Below are 14,939 nucleotides of genomic sequence, written 5' to 3'. Positions count from 1 at the left end.
TTACCAAGAATGAAAATGAAACCTACCCATATATTTCAGAAAGATATCTCCAACTGCGGCCTGACCGGCTTCATCTCCAAATCGGGGCAATTGGTGGAAGGGGATGTGATCATCAAGTCCATCTCCCTCATGCATGACCGGGGCAACGGCCTTGGGGGCGGCTTTGCCGCTTACGGCATCTATCCCGACTTCAAGGACTTCTATGCCTTTCACCTCATGTACGAAAGCGGTCTTGCCCTGGAGTTGACCGAGGAGTACCTGGAGCAGCACTTTTTCGTCGAGCACCAGGAAGAAATCCCTACCAGGCGTGTTGCCGCCATTGCCAATCCGCCGGCGTTCAAGCGCTATTTCGTCAAACCGCTGGAGACCGCCGATTACAAAGAGGCCATCGAGTTCCAGAACATGACCGTTGAAGATGTCATCGTCGGCCATGTGATGCGCATCAATAACGAGATCGAAGGGGCCTTCGTCGTTTCCTCCGGCAAGAACATGGGGGCATTCAAAGGGGTAGGCTATCCGGAAGAAATTGCCGATTTCTTCCGCCTGGAGGAGTACAAGGGCTACATCTGGACCGCCCACAATCGTTTTCCCACCAACACTCCGGGCTGGTGGGGCGGTGCTCATCCCTTTACGCTTTTGGACTGGTCCATCGTCCACAACGGCGAGATTTCCTCCTATGGCATCAACAAGCGTTACCTGGAGATGTACGGCTATCTCTGCACCATGCTCACCGATACCGAGGTTGTCGCCTACATGCTCGACCTGCTCATCCGCAAGCACGGTCTGACTCCGGAACTTGCCAGCATGGCCCTGGCCGCCCCTTTCTGGGACATGATCGACCGATTGCCAGAAGATGACCGCCAGCTGCTTACCGCCATTCGCCAGGTATACGGCAGTGGCCTCCTCAATGGTCCCTTTGCCATCCTCTTTGCCAGCAACGAAGGTCTGATCGGCCTTAACGACCGGGTAAAGCTGCGGCCGCTGGTCTGTGCCACCAAGGATGATTTCGTCTACATGGCTTCGGAAGAGGCGGCTATTCGTGAGATCTGCCCTGCACCCGATTATGTCTGGTCTCCCCGCGGCGGCGAACCGGTGGTGGCAAAGCTGAATATTTAAGGTTCGAAGTTCGGAGTTCGAAGTTCGACGTTACCTCGAACCCCGAACCTCGAACTTTTTTAAGGAGTGAGAAATGAAGATCGACGCTAACGGCGTATATTATCGAGATCTGAACATCAAGATCCGCGAAGCGGTTGCTGCAGGGGCCGACAAGCTGCAGTTGGACAACGTCAACGGCCAGTATTTTATCGGCGACGGCATCAACAAACCAGTGACCATCACCATCAACGGCGTTCCCGGCAACGACCTGGGGGCTTTCATGAATGGGGCGACCATCGTCGTCAAGGACAATGCCCAGGATAACATCGGCAACACCATGAATGCCGGCCGGGTAATTGTCCATGGTCATGCCGGCGACGTTCTCGGCTACGGCATGCGTGGCGGTCGCATTCATATTTTGAAGGATGTAGGTTACCGAGTCGGCATCCACATGAAATCCTACCATGAGAATAAGCCGGTTCTCATCGCCGGCGGCAAGGCAGGAGACTTCTTCGGAGAGTACATGGCCGGCGGCGTGCTGATTCTGCTCGGCATGTTCACCGACAGTCCCGACAAGGCCAAGCACGGTTTTCGTTTCGGCACCGGTATGCATGGTGGCGTTATTTTCGTCAGGGGTGGCGTGGACGAAAGCAAACTCTCACCGGAGGTGGGCGTTTGCGACCTGACCGCCGAGGACAAGAAGGAGCTGGAAGGGTATCTCAAGGAATACAGCGCCGATTTCAAGCTGGACCTAAAGGAGCTCCTGAAGGAGAAGTTCGTCAAGGTATTGCCGAAGAGCAAGCGCCCATACGGCAACATGTACTGTCCGATGCCCAGATAATATTAGCTGTCTGCAGCCTGCTTACAAAAGCCGCTTTTGTCACCATAGTCGTGACAGGCGGCTTTTTCCATTGATCATGGGGGCAAATTTGATTTCTCTTGCTTGCATGTCATTAATAAAATTATTGACGTGAAAAGTTCCACAGCTTATGCTACCGGCCTCAATAAAAGATACGGGAGGGACACAATGAAGCTGCGTCAACTAATTATAACTTTAACTCTTGCCCTTCTTCCCTTTACTGCCCTGGCTGCCCCGGCCACTGAAATCACCTGGTACGGCCAGTCCGCTTTCAGGATTACTACTCCAACGGGTAAAGTTCTCTACATGGATCCCTGGATCAATAATCCGGCCAACAGCAAGGGCAAAGAGGTGCTCGCCGCCATCAAAAAGGCTGATCTGATCATGGTTACCCACGGTCACTTCGACCATGTGGGGGACAGTTCGGAAATCGCGAAGAAAACCGGCGCCCAACTGGTGGCATCCTTCGATCTGGGCAAGGCGATGGTGCAGTATGGAGGCTTCCCCGAAAAGCAGTTCGGCTTTCCTACTACCGGCAATTTCGGCGGAGAGATAAGCCTGCTGGATGGAGAGGTGAAGGTAGCTTTCGTTCAGGCCCTGCATAGTTCGTCCATTGAGCCCCCGGATGACAGTAAGTACCCTAAAGGGCTGCAATACGCAGGAAATCCGGGAGGGATGGTGGTCAGCATCAAGAACGGCCCTACCATTTACCATACCGGTGACACCGACCTTTTCAGCGACATGACGCTGGTGAAAGATTTCGGTAAGGTGGATATCATGATGGTCTGCATCGGCGACCGCTTCACCATGGGGCCGCGCCGCGCAGCAATGGCGGTAAGGCTGGTTGACCCTGAACTGGCCATTCCCATGCATTTCGGTACCTTTCCTATCCTGACCGGCACTGCACCAGAATTTATCGCCGAGATGAAAAAGACCAGCCCCAGTACAACCGTCAAGGTGCTGCAGGTGGGGGAGACCTTCAGCTGGCCTCAGAAAAAGCTGACCATGCAGACGAAATAGAGGAGAGCAGGTAGGCGCTAAACGAACGACTGCCGTGACTTCGTCCGTTCGTTCGGCGCTGCCAGCTGCGACACGATCACTCACTCCGGAAGCCACGGCAACCATTCAGTAAGAAATTGCAGGGACAAAAAAAGCCGCCTGTCAGCAGATGCTGAAGGCGGCTTTTCATTATTGCGTGGCTTCCCGGATCTAGAAGATGGCGTTCAGGTCCTTGACCACATCATCCACATTGAGGCCGTGGGCATTGCAGCCCTGCTCAAGGGATTCATTCTGGGCGCCCATGCAGCCGACGCAGCCCAGGTTATACTTTGCCAGAACCTTTACCACATCGGGATGCATGCGCATCACCTGGGCAAATGTCATATCCTTGGTAACCTGTTGACTCATTTCTCGTTCTCCTTTGGTGGGCTTGCCGGGGCCGACACCGCTTATTCGTATTTGATGTCTATTATTTCGTATTCCTTCATTCCGGAAGGAACGCTGACCTTGACGGTATCGTCCAGCTTGTGGCCGATCAAAGCCTTGCCAACCGGAGAGGTGCACGACATCTTGCCAATCTTGATGTCCGCTTCGTCCTCACCGACTATCTTGTAGGTCACTTCCTCCTCGGTGGCGGTATCGTAAACAGTGACGGTGGCGCCAAAAACAACCTTGTCCGGTTTGAGGTTGGAGAGGTCCACCACATAGGCGCGGGCCAGCTTATCCTGTAACTCCAGTATCCGTCCCTCGATAAACCCCTGGCGATGCTTGGCCGCATCGTATTCGGCATTTTCGGAAAGGTCGCCATGGGATCTGGCCTCGGCTATATCCTGAATGACCTTGGGCCTTTCCTCCTTGATCAGGCGCTTCAGCTCTTCCTGCAGGAACTCGTAACTTTCTTTGGTCAGCGGCACGGACTGTGACATTTCTGTAATACTCCTCCCAGAACTTTACAGGGCAGCCAAACCGGCCGCCCCATAAATTTTTCTAAGTAATTGTTAAAAAGCGGTTAATTCAGGTAATCCTGAATCGGCTTTACGGCCAGTTCTTCCTGGCGCATGGCGATAATGCCGTCAACGACCGCCTTTGCTCCGGATGCGGTGGTGTAGTAAGCAATGTTGTTCAGCAAAGTGCTGCGACGGATGGAGAATGAATCTGCCACTGCCTGTGCACCCTGGGTGGTGTTGATCACCATGCAGATCTCATTGTTCTTGATGGAGTCGACGATGTGTGGCCGTCCTTCAAGGACCTTGTTGACTACCTGAACCGTGATGCCCTTTTCCTGCAGGTAGGCAGCGGTTCCGCGAGTTGCCACCAGCTCAAAGCCGTTATCATACAGTTTTTTTGCAGCAGTGACAATATGTTTTTTATCGGCATCGCGGACACTTATGAAGACTTTGCCGCTCATGGGGAGTTTCACTCCGGCTCCTAACTGGGCCTTGGCAAAGGCCATGGCAAAGTTGTCGTCAATGCCCATGACTTCGCCGGTGGATTTCATTTCCGGTCCCAGAATTGTGTCGACGCCGGGGAATTTGACGAAGGGGAAGACGGCTTCCTTTACCGAAATGTGGGTAGGGACGATTTCTTCGGTGATGCCGAGCTCCTTCAGGGTTTTACCGCTCATGATCAGTGCCGCCAGTTTGGCGAGCGGCCTGCCGGTGGCTTTTGAGACGAAGGGAGCCGTGCGGGAGGCTCGTGGATTCACTTCCAGGATATATATAACGCCGCCCTTGATGGCGTACTGGACATTCATCAGCCCCCTGACGTTCAGTTCCAGCGCCATCAGCTTGGTCTGGCGCCTGATCTCGTCGGTGATGGCCCGGGAGATGGAATAGGGGGGAAGGGAGCAGGCTGAGTCGCCGGAATGGATGCCGGCTTCCTCGATATGCTCCATGATGCCGCCGATGACTGCTTCGGTGCCGTCGCAGAGGGCATCCACATCGATTTCGATTGCTTCGTCCAGAAACTTGTCGATGAGGATCGGGTGCTCAGGGGAAGCCTGAACGGCGGTGGTCATGTAACGGCGCAGGTTGTCCACGTCGTAGACAATCTCCATGGCCCGCCCGCCGAGAACATAGGAAGGACGGACGACGACGGGATAACCGATGCGGTCGGCAACCTTTTCCGCTTCTTCGAAGGAGCGGGCGGTGCCGTTTTCCGGCTGGCGCAGGCCGAGCTTGTGCAGCATCTCCTGGAATCGCTCACGGTCTTCGGCCCGGTCAATGGCGTCGGGAGAGGTGCCGATGATGGGTACGCCAGCTTTTTCCAGGGCCACCGCCAGCTTCAGCGGCGTCTGCCCGCCGAACTGGACAATCACCCCTACCGGTTTTTCAAGCTGGACGATGTTGAGCACATCCTCGTATGTAAGGGGCTCGAAATAGAGGCGGTCGGAGGTATCGTAATCGGTGGAAACGGTCTCCGGATTGCAGTTGACCATGATCGTCTCGTAGCCCGCATCGGCCAGGGCAAAGACGCCGTGGACGCAGCAGTAGTCGAACTCGATCCCCTGGCCGATCCGGTTCGGTCCGCCGCCAAGGATCATGATCTTTTTGCGATCGGTAACCTCCGCTTCGCATTCTTCTTCGTAGGTGGAGTAAAGATAGGGGGTGTAGGCAACGAACTCGGCGGCACAGGTGTCGACCCGCTTAAATACGGGCTTGATACCCAATGACAGGCGCAGGCTCCGCACCTCATCCTCGCTCTTGCCCCACAATTTGCCCAGAAACTTGTCGGCAAAACCGTACTGTTTTGCTTCCAGCAGGATATCCTTCAGGTCGGCTGCCTTTCCTAAATCCACCTTCTTCAGCTCATCCTCTTTTTCGATGATCTGCCTGATGTTGTGGAGGAACCAGGGGTCAAAGGCGGTGGCGGCAAAGATTTCTTCCACAGTCATGCCGCTTCTGAAGGCGTCTCCCAGATACCAGAGCCGCTCCCAGTTTGGGGTCCTCAACTTCTCCATGAGGAGCTGCTGCTCCTTGCCCGTCAGCGCCCGACGGGTTTCGGCGGTCTGTTCGAAGAGACGGGATTCGAAACCGCAGGAGCCGATCTCCAGGGAACGGAGCGCTTTCTGCAGTGATTCCTTGAAGGTACGACCGATGGCCATGACTTCGCCCACCGATTTCATCTGGGTGGTGAGGGTGGAATCGGCGGCCGGGAATTTCTCGAAGGTGAAACGGGGCACCTTGGTCACCACGTAGTCGATGGTCGGCTCGAAACAGGCCGGGGTCTCCCGGGTGATGTCATTGGTGATCTCGTCCAGGGTATAGCCGACCGCCAGTTTGGCGGCGATCTTGGCAATGGGGAAGCCGGTCGCCTTGGAAGCCAGGGCCGAGGAGCGGGAAACACGGGGATTCATCTCGATAACCACCAGGCGACCGTTTTTCGGGTTGATGCCGAACTGGATGTTGGAGCCCCCAGTATCGACACCGATTTCGCGGATGATCTTGAGGCTTGCGTCGCGCAAAATCTGGTATTCCTTGTCGGTCAGGGTCTGGGCCGGGGCAACGGTAATTGAATCGCCCGTATGGACCCCCATGGGATCGAAGTTTTCGATGGAGCAGATGATGACCACGTTGTCAGCGGTATCGCGCATGACTTCCAGTTCGTATTCTTTCCAGCCGATGACCGATTCCTCCACCAGGATCTCGTCGGTGGGGGAGGCATCGATGCCGGTGGCCGACATCTTTTCGTATTCTTCCATATTGTAGGCTATGCCGCCGCCGGTCCCTCCCAGGGTAAAGGATGGACGGATGATGGCCGGAAAACCGATTTCCCTGATGATCTCCATGGCTTCGGCATTGTTGTGGGCCAGGCCGGAACGGGGCACCGCCAGACCGATCTTTTCCATGGCCTGCTTGAACAGGGTCCGGTCTTCGGCCTTCTTGATGGCAGGGAGCTTGGCACCGATCAGCTCCACCCCGAACTTGTCCAAAACGCCATTCTCAGCCACAGCCACCGCCGTATTGAGGGCGGTTTGTCCGCCAAGTGTGGGCAGAACCGCATCGGGCCGCTCTTTCTCGATGATTTTGGCGAGAATTTCCGGAGTGACCGGCTCGATATAGGTGCGGTCGGCAAAGTCGGGGTCAGTCATGATGGTGGCGGGGTTGCTGTTGAGCAGCACCACCTCGAAGCCTTCCTCCTTCAGCGCCTTGCAGGCCTGGGTACCGGAATAGTCGAATTCGCACGCCTGGCCGATGACGATGGGGCCGGCGCCGATGATGAGAATCTTCTTGATGTCTGTGCGTTTTGGCATGTATTCCAAACTCCTTCGTGTAGTAGGGGTCACGTTAGACTGTTGTGCAGCTTCAGTGGCGCAGTAGCGACAGCGAAACCTCATGCAGCCTTTTGTCCATGGTCCAGAGGGGCACCTGTGTGAGCAAGGCGGACATTAGCAGATGGATATCGATGTAGCCAAGGCCCTTACCCATCAGTTTATGGTCGTCGATGAACCGGATCACCTCGTCATCGTCGGCACAAAAAGCCTTGGGGAGGTCCTGAAGAAGGGAAAGAATCTGTGTCCTGTTCTTCAGATTCCCACATGCCAGCTCACCGATAATGAAGGGGTGGCAGATGACCTGACCGTCATTCAGAAATGTTTCAAGGCCGACTGCGCCTGAGCGGAAATGCTCCACCCAGACAGATGTATCAACAAGGATCATCGTCTTTAGCCTTTACCCTTCTCCGCGGGGGCATTTTCAGGCCTTTTTCACTCCCTGCCAGACCTGCCAGCCTTCTGGCGCTCTCCTTGGCGATCAGCGCCTGTAACCCAAGTTTTACAAGGGAAGTTTTTTCCGTTATGCCGGTCAGCTTTACCGCCTTTTCCAACAGGGCATCTTCGATATTGAGCGTTGTTCTCATAGGGTTCCCCATATGTATATTTTATATGCTCAAATATGTATCAGTTGTATGCATATGTCAAGGGGCGACTGTGGAAATCAGCGCTTCCTAAACTCCCTTTGCACCTATCTGAAGATGAAATAGACCGCGCCTGCCAGACAAAACCCCGCCCACAGATAGTCCAGTTTCAGCGGTGCCCCCATGTAGAGTACGGCAAAGGGGACGAACACTGCCAGGGTAATCACCTCCTGGGTGATCTTCAGCTGGGCCAGGGAGAAACTGCCGCGATAGCCGATCCTGTTGGCCGGCACCTGCACCAGATACTCGAAAAAGGCGATGCCCCAGGAGACGACCACGGCAATCAGCCAATGCCGGTTCTGCAGGTTCTTCAGGTGGGCATACCAGGCAAAGGTCATGAAAACGTTGGAGATGATCAACAGGACAATAGTTCTCATACCGGCCGGCGCTCCTGTTCCAGTTCCTGTACCCAGCCCGATTCAAGTCCTGCCTCTTCCAGCGCTTCCACCGCTGCATCGTATTCCTCGGCAGTCAGGGGCCGGTCAATGCCTGGGGTGGCTCTTGCCAAATGGGCCGGAAAATACTGGCTCATCAGCGCCACGTGGGTTGCCTCTCCCAGGTGTTTTGCAATCCAGGGCAAGGTTTCATCGCTTCCAGCCTTATTTACGGGTAATACCAGGTGCCGGACGATCAGCCCACGAATACCGATACCTTCTTCATCAACCTGCAGTTGCCCAACCTGGCGCAGCATCTCCCGGACGGCCAGCCTGTTGAAGGTTGGATAGGCTGGGGCGCCGGAAAGTGCCCTGGCCGGTTCATCGGCGGCGTATTTCATGTCTGGCAGGTAAATATCTACGATCTCGTCCAGCAGCTGCAACACATCGACCTTTTCGTAGCCGTTGGAATTCCAGACGATGGGGAGATTGAAGCCTTCCTTGATGGCCATGAAGAGGGCAGCGAGAAACTGGGGCAAAAAATGGCTCGGCGTAACCAGGTTGATGTTGTGCGCCTTTTGCCGTTGCAGCTTGAGCATCTTCTCCGCCAACTGCCTTATGCTCAGCTCTTCTCCGTTGCCGAACTGACTGATGGGGAAGTTCTGGCAGAAGCGACACGACAGGTTGCAGTTGGAAAAGAAGATCGTTCCCGAACCGCGCGAGCCTGAAATCGGCGGTTCCTCGCCGCGATGGATGTTAGCCGAGGCAATTTTCGGCAAAGCACCGCTACGGCAGATGCCCGTCTCACCTGCCAGCCGGTTGACCCGGCAGTCGTGGGGGCAGAGGTCGCAGCTTTTCAGTCGCTGATAAGCAGCACGGATGCGCTGCAATAATTCTCCAGATTGATAAAGATCGATGTAACGCATAAACAGTCGGCGGTCGGCAGCCGATGGTCGGAAGGTAAAAAACATCAATCTGCTTTACCGTCGACTATCCACCGCCGACCAGTTACCGATTTTTCTCCATCAGCTCTACAAAACGCGCGAACAGATAATGTGAATCGTGCGGCCCCGGCGATGCCTCCGGATGATGCTGCACCGAGTATATGGGCAGCGTGCAGTGGCGGATGCCTTCCACCGTCTGGTCGTTGAGGTTCTCATGCCCCAGGCAAGCAACATCACCCAACGATTCCAAATCGACGGCAAAGCCGTGGTTCTGGGCGGTGATCTCCACCTTTCTTGTCTCCATGTCCATGACCGGCAGATTGGAGCCGTGGTTGCCGAATTTCAGCTTGATGGTCTTGCCGCCAAGGGCAAGCCCAAGGAGCTGGTGACCCAGGCAGATGCCGAAAATGGGCTTCTTGCCGATGAACTTTCTGATCTCTTCCTGGACCTTGACCAGTGGCTCCGGATCGCCAGGGCCGTTACTGAGGAATATGCCATCCGGATTCATGGCCAACGCCTCTTCCGCCGGGAAGGTGGCAGGGACCACGGTCACATCGCAGCCTGCATCCACCAGACAACGGAGAATGTTGTACTTGATGCCGAAATCGTAGGCTACCACTTTGTATTTCAGGTTCTTGGCATCAACCTCAGGGTATCCCCCTTCCAGATCCCACAGCCCCTGTGTCCAGTGGTAAGGCTTGTCGGTGCTGACGCCGGAGGCGAGATCGAGCCCGGCCATGCTGGGGATAGCACGCGCTTTTTTTACAAGACTCTCAGGATCGAAATCGACGGTGGAGATGATGCCGTTCTGTGCGCCATTGTCACGCAGATGGCGTGTCAACGCTCGTGTATCCAGCCCCTGAATGCCGACGATGCCGTTTTCCTTGAGATAGGCATCCAGGCTCATGGTGGCGCGCCAGTTGGAGTGGCAGTCGTGATATTCCTTGACGATAAACCCTGAAAGATAGAGCTGTTTGCTCTCGATATCCTCTCCATTGATCCCGGTATTGCCGATCTGGGTATAGGTCATGGTGACCATCTGCCCCTTGTATGATGGGTCGGTGAGGACCTCCTGGTAACCGGTCATGGCGGTGTTGAAGACTACCTCACCGGTAGCTTCACCGGATGCGCCGAAAGACCTGCCCTTGAAAATGCGCCCGTCAGCGAGCGCCAAAACTGCTTTCATGTTTAATGCTCCTGAATTGGTATGTATTAATGTGTAGGGGCAATTCATGAATTGCCCCTACGGAATTGCCCCTACGATTCCCCACCGGGATCAATCCCTTTTATGAACTACCTTCCCGTCGACAATGGTGTAGGCAGCAGCCCCCGTCATCTTCCGTCCGAGAAAGGGGGAATTCTTCGACTTGCTGGCGAGTTTCTCCGCCTCCACCACCCATTCGGCTTTGGGATCGATGATGGTCACATCGGCTGGTGCTCCTGTCTTGAGGGTGCCCCGGTCAAGACCAAGGATCTGCGCCGGTCTCACCGCCATCTTTTCCACCAGGGTCTTCATATCCAGCACCTTTTCCTCAACCAGCTTCAGGGAAAGGGGGAGGGATGTTTCCAAACCGATGATGCCGTTGAGGGCCACATTGAATTCCACGTCCTTTTCATCAAGGTGATGGGGCGCATGGTCGGTGGCGATGGCATCGATGGTGCCGTCTGCCAGACCGGTCTTGATGGCAGCCACGTCCTCAGCCTCACGAAGCGGCGGATTCATCTTGGCGTTTGTTTCGTAGCCGCGCACCGCATCATCGGTGAGGGAAAAATAGTGGGGGGCCGTTTCGCAGGTGACCTGCACGCCACGGGCCTTGGCATCCCGGATGATCCGTACCGATCCTTTTGTGGAGATGTGGGCGATATGGATGGGGGAATTGGTAAATTCGGCCAGATAAACGTCACGGGCGACCGCCACGTCTTCCGCTGCCCAGGGAATGCCCTTGAGGCCAAGTTCCGTGGCGGTAAAGCCTTCATTCATCACCCCTTCACCCACCAATGCCAGTTCTTCCGAATGGGCGATGACCATGACCCCCATGCCCTTGGCATATTCCAGAGCCCTGCGCATCAACTCGGCATTGACAACCGGACGGCCGTCGTCGGAGACGGCGACACAGCCTGCTTCCTTCAGTTCACCCATCTCGGCCAGATTTTCTCCCTTGCTTCCCTGGGTAATGGCCCCGACCGGAAAAACGTTTACCAGTGCCTCAGCTTTCGCCTTGTTGACAATATAGGAAGTAATGGCCTTATTGTCGTTGACCGGCTTGGTGTTGGGCATACATGCCACCGAGGTGAACCCACCGGCTGCCGCGGCCATGGTGCCGGTAATGACGTCTTCCTTGTATTCCAGCCCCGGATCACGCAGGTGGACGTGCATGTCGATGAGGCCTGGGGTGACCAGAAGGCCGGCGGCATCGATGACCTCTGCGTCGGCAGGAGCTTTCAGCCCCTTGCCGAGCTCTTTGATCCTGCCGGCCACAACCAGCAGATCCAGGGTTTCATCAATGTTCTGTGACGGGTCAATTACCCGCCCTCCTTTTATAAATATGTTCATAATTATCACCCCATAATTTAGATGTAGGGGCGATCCTTGTGATCGCCCATGCCTTGCCGCAATACAGGATTTCCCCTTGGGATGGGCGAATACAAGATTCGCCCCTACAATTTCCTATTATTCGGTGGGCAGTTCCCCGCCGCTCACATGATACAGCATGGACATCCGCACTGCGACGCCATTTTCCACCTGTTTCAGGATGTGGGACTGGCTGCCGTCGGCAACGTCCGAGCTCAGTTCGACCCCCCTGTTGATCGGTCCTGGATGCATGACCATGGCATCTTTCTTTGCCAGCTTCAGCACACTCTGGTTCAGACCGAAATAACGGGAATATTCCTTCATGGTGGGGAGCAGGGTCTTCCCCTGGCGCTCCAGCTGGATGCGAAGCATCATTACCACGTCCGCATCGGCCACCGCCTCGCGCATGTCCTTGCACACGGTCACATTGCCGAGACGCTCGATACCCGGAGGCATCATGGTCGGCGGCCCGGCAAGAAAGACGTTGGCCCCCATCCTGGTCAGGCCGTAGATGTCTGAACGGGCCACGCGACTGTGGGTGATGTCGCCGACGATGGCCACCTTGAGCCCTTCAAGTTTGCCGAATTGCTGGCGCATGGTCAGCATGTCCAGAAGTCCCTGGGATGGATGCTCGTGGGCGCCGTCACCCGCATTGATCACCGAGCAGGAAACCCGCTTTGCCAGATAGTGGTGGGCGCCGGAAACAGCATGGCGCATGACGATGATGTCCGGGTTCATGGCCAGGACGTTGCGCGCCGTGTCGGAGAGAGTTTCGCCCTTGGTCACCGAGCTGGTGGAGGCGGTTATGTTGATGGTGTCGGCGGAGAGCCTTTTTGCCGCTATTTCGAAGGAGGTGCGGGTGCGGGTGGATGCCTCGTAAAACAGATTCACCACCGTCTTGCCGCGCAGGGTCGGCACCTTTTTTATCTCCCGGCTGTTTATCTCCTTGAGGTTTTCAGCCGTGGACAGAAGCAACTCTATCTCTTCCCTGGTCAGGTCCTGCAGTCCGATGATATCTTTATGCTTGAAAGCCATGGTTACCTCCTGTGTGCCATATCGGACAGCCCCGAAAGGTGCCCCGGCAAAAGATCATTTTTCCAGAACGACCTCGGTCGGTTTGTTGGCAGAGTCAAAGGCGACCGTAATATTCTCTTTCAGGCTTGTTGGGACGTTACGCCCTACGAAATCGGCTCGGATGGGCAGATCCCGATGGCCCCTGTCCACAAGAACCGCAAGCTGGATGCATGAAGGCCGGCCGTGATCCATAATGGCGTCCATTGCTGCCCTGATGGTGCGGCCGGTAAACAGTACGTCATCTACCAGGACAACCTTTTTCCCCTCTATGGAAAAGGGAATGTCCGTTTTTCCCACCGGCAGATGTTCCGAATGCCCTTTGATATCGTCCCGGTACAGTGTTATGTCGACAGCACCTACACCTACTTTTTCCCCTTCGATCTCCTCCAGGCGCAACGCAAGCTCATGGGCCAGATAAACGCCGCCGGTGCGGATTCCCACCAGCACCAGGTCCTTGACCCCCTTGTTGCGTTCCAGCACCTCATGGGCAATACGGGTTAGAGCTCGTTTGACGCCGACTCCATCTAAAATTACGGTATTCTCAGTTCCCACTTAGGCACTCCTTTCTCGCATGTCAGGTTGGTGAAGCAGGGAGGTTACAGCTGATGAGGGGGCATGAAAAAAGAGCCTCCCGCGCAAAAGACGGAGAGGCTCTTCACAAGCTATCTTGGGAGGTTCTCTCTTCATCACCTTTGCTAACCTCACGGGGCTAAATTAAAAGGGGAGTATGGAATAAAGTCGTAGGACAGTACCATCGTTGCCATCAGGAGTCAAGAGAGAAAACGGACTGAACCCTTTGGGATTGGCTGTCGCTTATTAGGCCATGGGGCAGGCAATGATGACTACTTGACCTTGAACTTGCCCGATGCCGGATTATATCCGGTGGCTTTCTTTACCTGCCCTGGAGGAGCCGATTTGCCTGGCCCCACCCACACGCAACCGGATATCAGAAAAATTCCTACCGACAAGATATAGATCAAGTTTTTCATGGCAGTACCCCTCTGAAGAAGTCCTCTGCCGGGAGGGCTCCTCCGTTTTGAGATTAAAAACGGATGGATTGTAGCACAGGATGGAAGAGGAGAGAAGCAGGTTCACTTTGGGATTTTCAGTTTGCCATCAAGTGATTCGAGGAAGAAGCTGACCAGCTTGGCCCGGTATGGCGAGCCTGCCTCCAGGAAGGCCTCAGTGTGGCTGCCCCCCTTGATGGTCCAGAATTGTTTCGGTTCCTTTGCCTTCTCGAACAGTTTCTTGCCGTGACGGTATGGAATGATCGGATCTTCATCACCGTAAATGAGCAAGAGGGGTAGGGGCGCGATCTTGTCCACCACCTGATCGGCGCTGTGACTGTTGCCGACAAGGAGATAGGAGAGGGGCCATTTAAAAAGGGATACTATAGGGATCTCTCCGATCTTGTCCCGGACGATTTCCCGATAGGAGGCAAAGGTGGATTCGATGGCAACGGCCCGGATGCCGGTGAAGCGATTCATGCCCACTGCAGCAATGGCGTTGGTGCCGCCAAGGCTCTGACCAAGGATGAGGAGCCGGTTTTGGTCCACGTCCTTTCGTGCGGCAATGTAAGATATGGCTGCGACGGAATCTTCAAAGACCCCCTGCCGGTTCGGGCGCCCCGCCGACTTTCCGTAGCCCCGGTAATCGAAGACAAAGAGGTTGAAGCCTTCAGCAGGGAGCCAGGAGACAAAGCCGAAATGGGCGGTCATGTTCTGGGCATTGCCGTGGAAATGGATCACCGTGCCCTTGGGCTTGCCGACTGCCGGAATGAACCAGCCGGAAAGTCTTGTGCCATCCTTGCTGGCAAAGGTGACCTCCTCAAAGGGAAGACCATGGCGAGCCGGTGTGTCGTAGGTTTCTTTGTCCGGGTAGTAGAAAAGCCTGCCGACGCATCCCTGGCAAAGGACGGTTAGGGCGATCAGCAAGACCAATAGTAAAATTTTGGTCATTTAATGCCCTCTCTTGTTGGACATTTTGTATGCTGCCACTTTGTATAGATACTGATACAAAGGTGCAATGGTCTCGAAACCATGTAATTCCGAGAGCAACTCTTTCTTGATGCAGTTATCCTCTATTTGCCGATTGCTGACCAGGTAAAA

At 55.2% G+C, this 14,939-nt stretch carries 16 protein-coding genes; 3 read left to right on the top strand and 13 right to left on the bottom strand.

The features are described 5' to 3' along the window. The first annotated feature begins 9 nt into the window (after nt 1-9). The 3 genes from GEOB_RS16270 (at nt 10) to GEOB_RS16260 (ending at nt 2,974) form a co-directional block, all read left to right on the top strand. A complete protein-coding gene (locus GEOB_RS16270) occupies nt 10-1,116 on the top strand; it encodes a class II glutamine amidotransferase (protein WP_012648347.1) in 1,107 nt (368 codons plus the stop codon). A 73-nt stretch (nt 1,117-1,189) separates the two neighbouring features. Next, complete coding sequence (locus tag GEOB_RS16265; RefSeq protein ID WP_012648346.1) at nt 1,190-1,936, top strand: GltB/FmdC/FwdC-like GXGXG domain-containing protein; 747 nt, start codon at nt 1,190-1,192, stop codon at nt 1,934-1,936. Nucleotides 1,937-2,122: 186 nt separating this feature from the next. Beyond that, nucleotides 2,123-2,974, top strand: coding sequence for a metal-dependent hydrolase (locus GEOB_RS16260; RefSeq protein ID WP_012648345.1), 852 nt, complete (start codon nt 2,123-2,125; stop codon nt 2,972-2,974). Between the two features lie 189 nt (nt 2,975-3,163). Here the strand turns inward: GEOB_RS16260 and GEOB_RS16255 are convergent, their stop codons facing one another. From GEOB_RS16255 to GEOB_RS16200, 13 genes are all read right to left on the bottom strand, one after another. Next, nucleotides 3,164-3,361, bottom strand: a complete 198-nt coding sequence (locus tag GEOB_RS16255) for a DUF1858 domain-containing protein (RefSeq protein ID WP_012648344.1) — start codon at nt 3,359-3,361, stop codon at nt 3,164-3,166. Nucleotides 3,362-3,402: 41 nt separating this feature from the next. Continuing rightward, nucleotides 3,403-3,879, bottom strand: a complete 477-nt coding sequence (gene greA / locus GEOB_RS16250) for a transcription elongation factor GreA (RefSeq protein ID WP_012648343.1) — start codon at nt 3,877-3,879, stop codon at nt 3,403-3,405. A gap of 83 nt (nt 3,880-3,962) precedes the next feature. After that, on the bottom strand, nt 3,963-7,205 hold the full coding sequence (carB, locus tag GEOB_RS16245; RefSeq protein ID WP_012648342.1) for a carbamoyl-phosphate synthase large subunit: 3,243 nt from the start codon (nt 7,203-7,205) through the stop codon (nt 3,963-3,965). Nucleotides 7,206-7,257: 52 nt separating this feature from the next. After that, nucleotides 7,258-7,611 carry a type II toxin-antitoxin system VapC family toxin gene (locus GEOB_RS16240; protein WP_012648341.1) on the bottom strand — a complete coding sequence of 118 codons (354 nt, stop codon included), beginning with the start codon at nt 7,609-7,611 and terminating at the stop codon, nt 7,258-7,260. Further along, entirely contained in the window at nt 7,598-7,810 is a 213-nt protein-coding gene (locus tag GEOB_RS16235) for a type II toxin-antitoxin system VapB family antitoxin (RefSeq protein ID WP_012648340.1), read from the bottom strand. Before GEOB_RS16235 ends, GEOB_RS16240 begins: the two co-directional genes overlap by 14 nt. A gap of 104 nt (nt 7,811-7,914) precedes the next feature. Continuing rightward, on the bottom strand, nt 7,915-8,244 hold the full coding sequence (locus GEOB_RS16230; RefSeq protein ID WP_012648339.1) for a DMT family protein: 330 nt from the start codon (nt 8,242-8,244) through the stop codon (nt 7,915-7,917). After that, nucleotides 8,241-9,167 (bottom strand): radical SAM protein, encoded by a 927-nt coding sequence (locus GEOB_RS16225; protein ID WP_012648338.1) that lies wholly within the window; start codon nt 9,165-9,167, stop codon nt 8,241-8,243. Before GEOB_RS16225 ends, GEOB_RS16230 begins: the two co-directional genes overlap by 4 nt. 82 nt (nt 9,168-9,249) lie before the next feature. After that, complete coding sequence (gene carA / locus GEOB_RS16220) at nt 9,250-10,371, bottom strand: glutamine-hydrolyzing carbamoyl-phosphate synthase small subunit (RefSeq protein ID WP_012648337.1); 1,122 nt, start codon at nt 10,369-10,371, stop codon at nt 9,250-9,252. A 90-nt stretch (nt 10,372-10,461) separates the two neighbouring features. Then, nucleotides 10,462-11,739, bottom strand: a complete 1,278-nt coding sequence (locus GEOB_RS16215) for a dihydroorotase (protein ID WP_012648336.1) — start codon at nt 11,737-11,739, stop codon at nt 10,462-10,464. 117 nt (nt 11,740-11,856) lie between these two features. Next, nucleotides 11,857-12,792: an aspartate carbamoyltransferase catalytic subunit gene (locus GEOB_RS16210; protein ID WP_012648335.1), complete on the bottom strand. Its 936-nt coding sequence runs from the start codon at nt 12,790-12,792 to the stop codon at nt 11,857-11,859. Between the two features lie 54 nt (nt 12,793-12,846). After that, on the bottom strand, nt 12,847-13,383 hold the full coding sequence (pyrR, locus tag GEOB_RS16205; RefSeq protein ID WP_012648334.1) for a bifunctional pyr operon transcriptional regulator/uracil phosphoribosyltransferase PyrR: 537 nt from the start codon (nt 13,381-13,383) through the stop codon (nt 12,847-12,849). Between the two features lie 290 nt (nt 13,384-13,673). After that, nucleotides 13,674-13,820 carry a hypothetical protein gene (locus GEOB_RS20190; RefSeq protein ID WP_012648333.1) on the bottom strand — a complete coding sequence of 49 codons (147 nt, stop codon included), beginning with the start codon at nt 13,818-13,820 and terminating at the stop codon, nt 13,674-13,676. Between the two features lie 102 nt (nt 13,821-13,922). Continuing rightward, complete coding sequence (locus GEOB_RS16200; RefSeq protein WP_012648332.1) at nt 13,923-14,789, bottom strand: alpha/beta hydrolase; 867 nt, start codon at nt 14,787-14,789, stop codon at nt 13,923-13,925. Nucleotides 14,790-14,939 lie beyond the last annotated feature (150 nt).

The organism is Geotalea daltonii FRC-32, assembly GCF_000022265.1.
GTDB classification, from domain to species: Bacteria; Desulfobacterota; Desulfuromonadia; order Geobacterales; family Geobacteraceae; genus Geotalea; species Geotalea daltonii.
The sequence above is the reverse complement of the archived record's forward strand: the minus strand, read 5'-3'. Positions and strand labels throughout refer to the sequence as shown.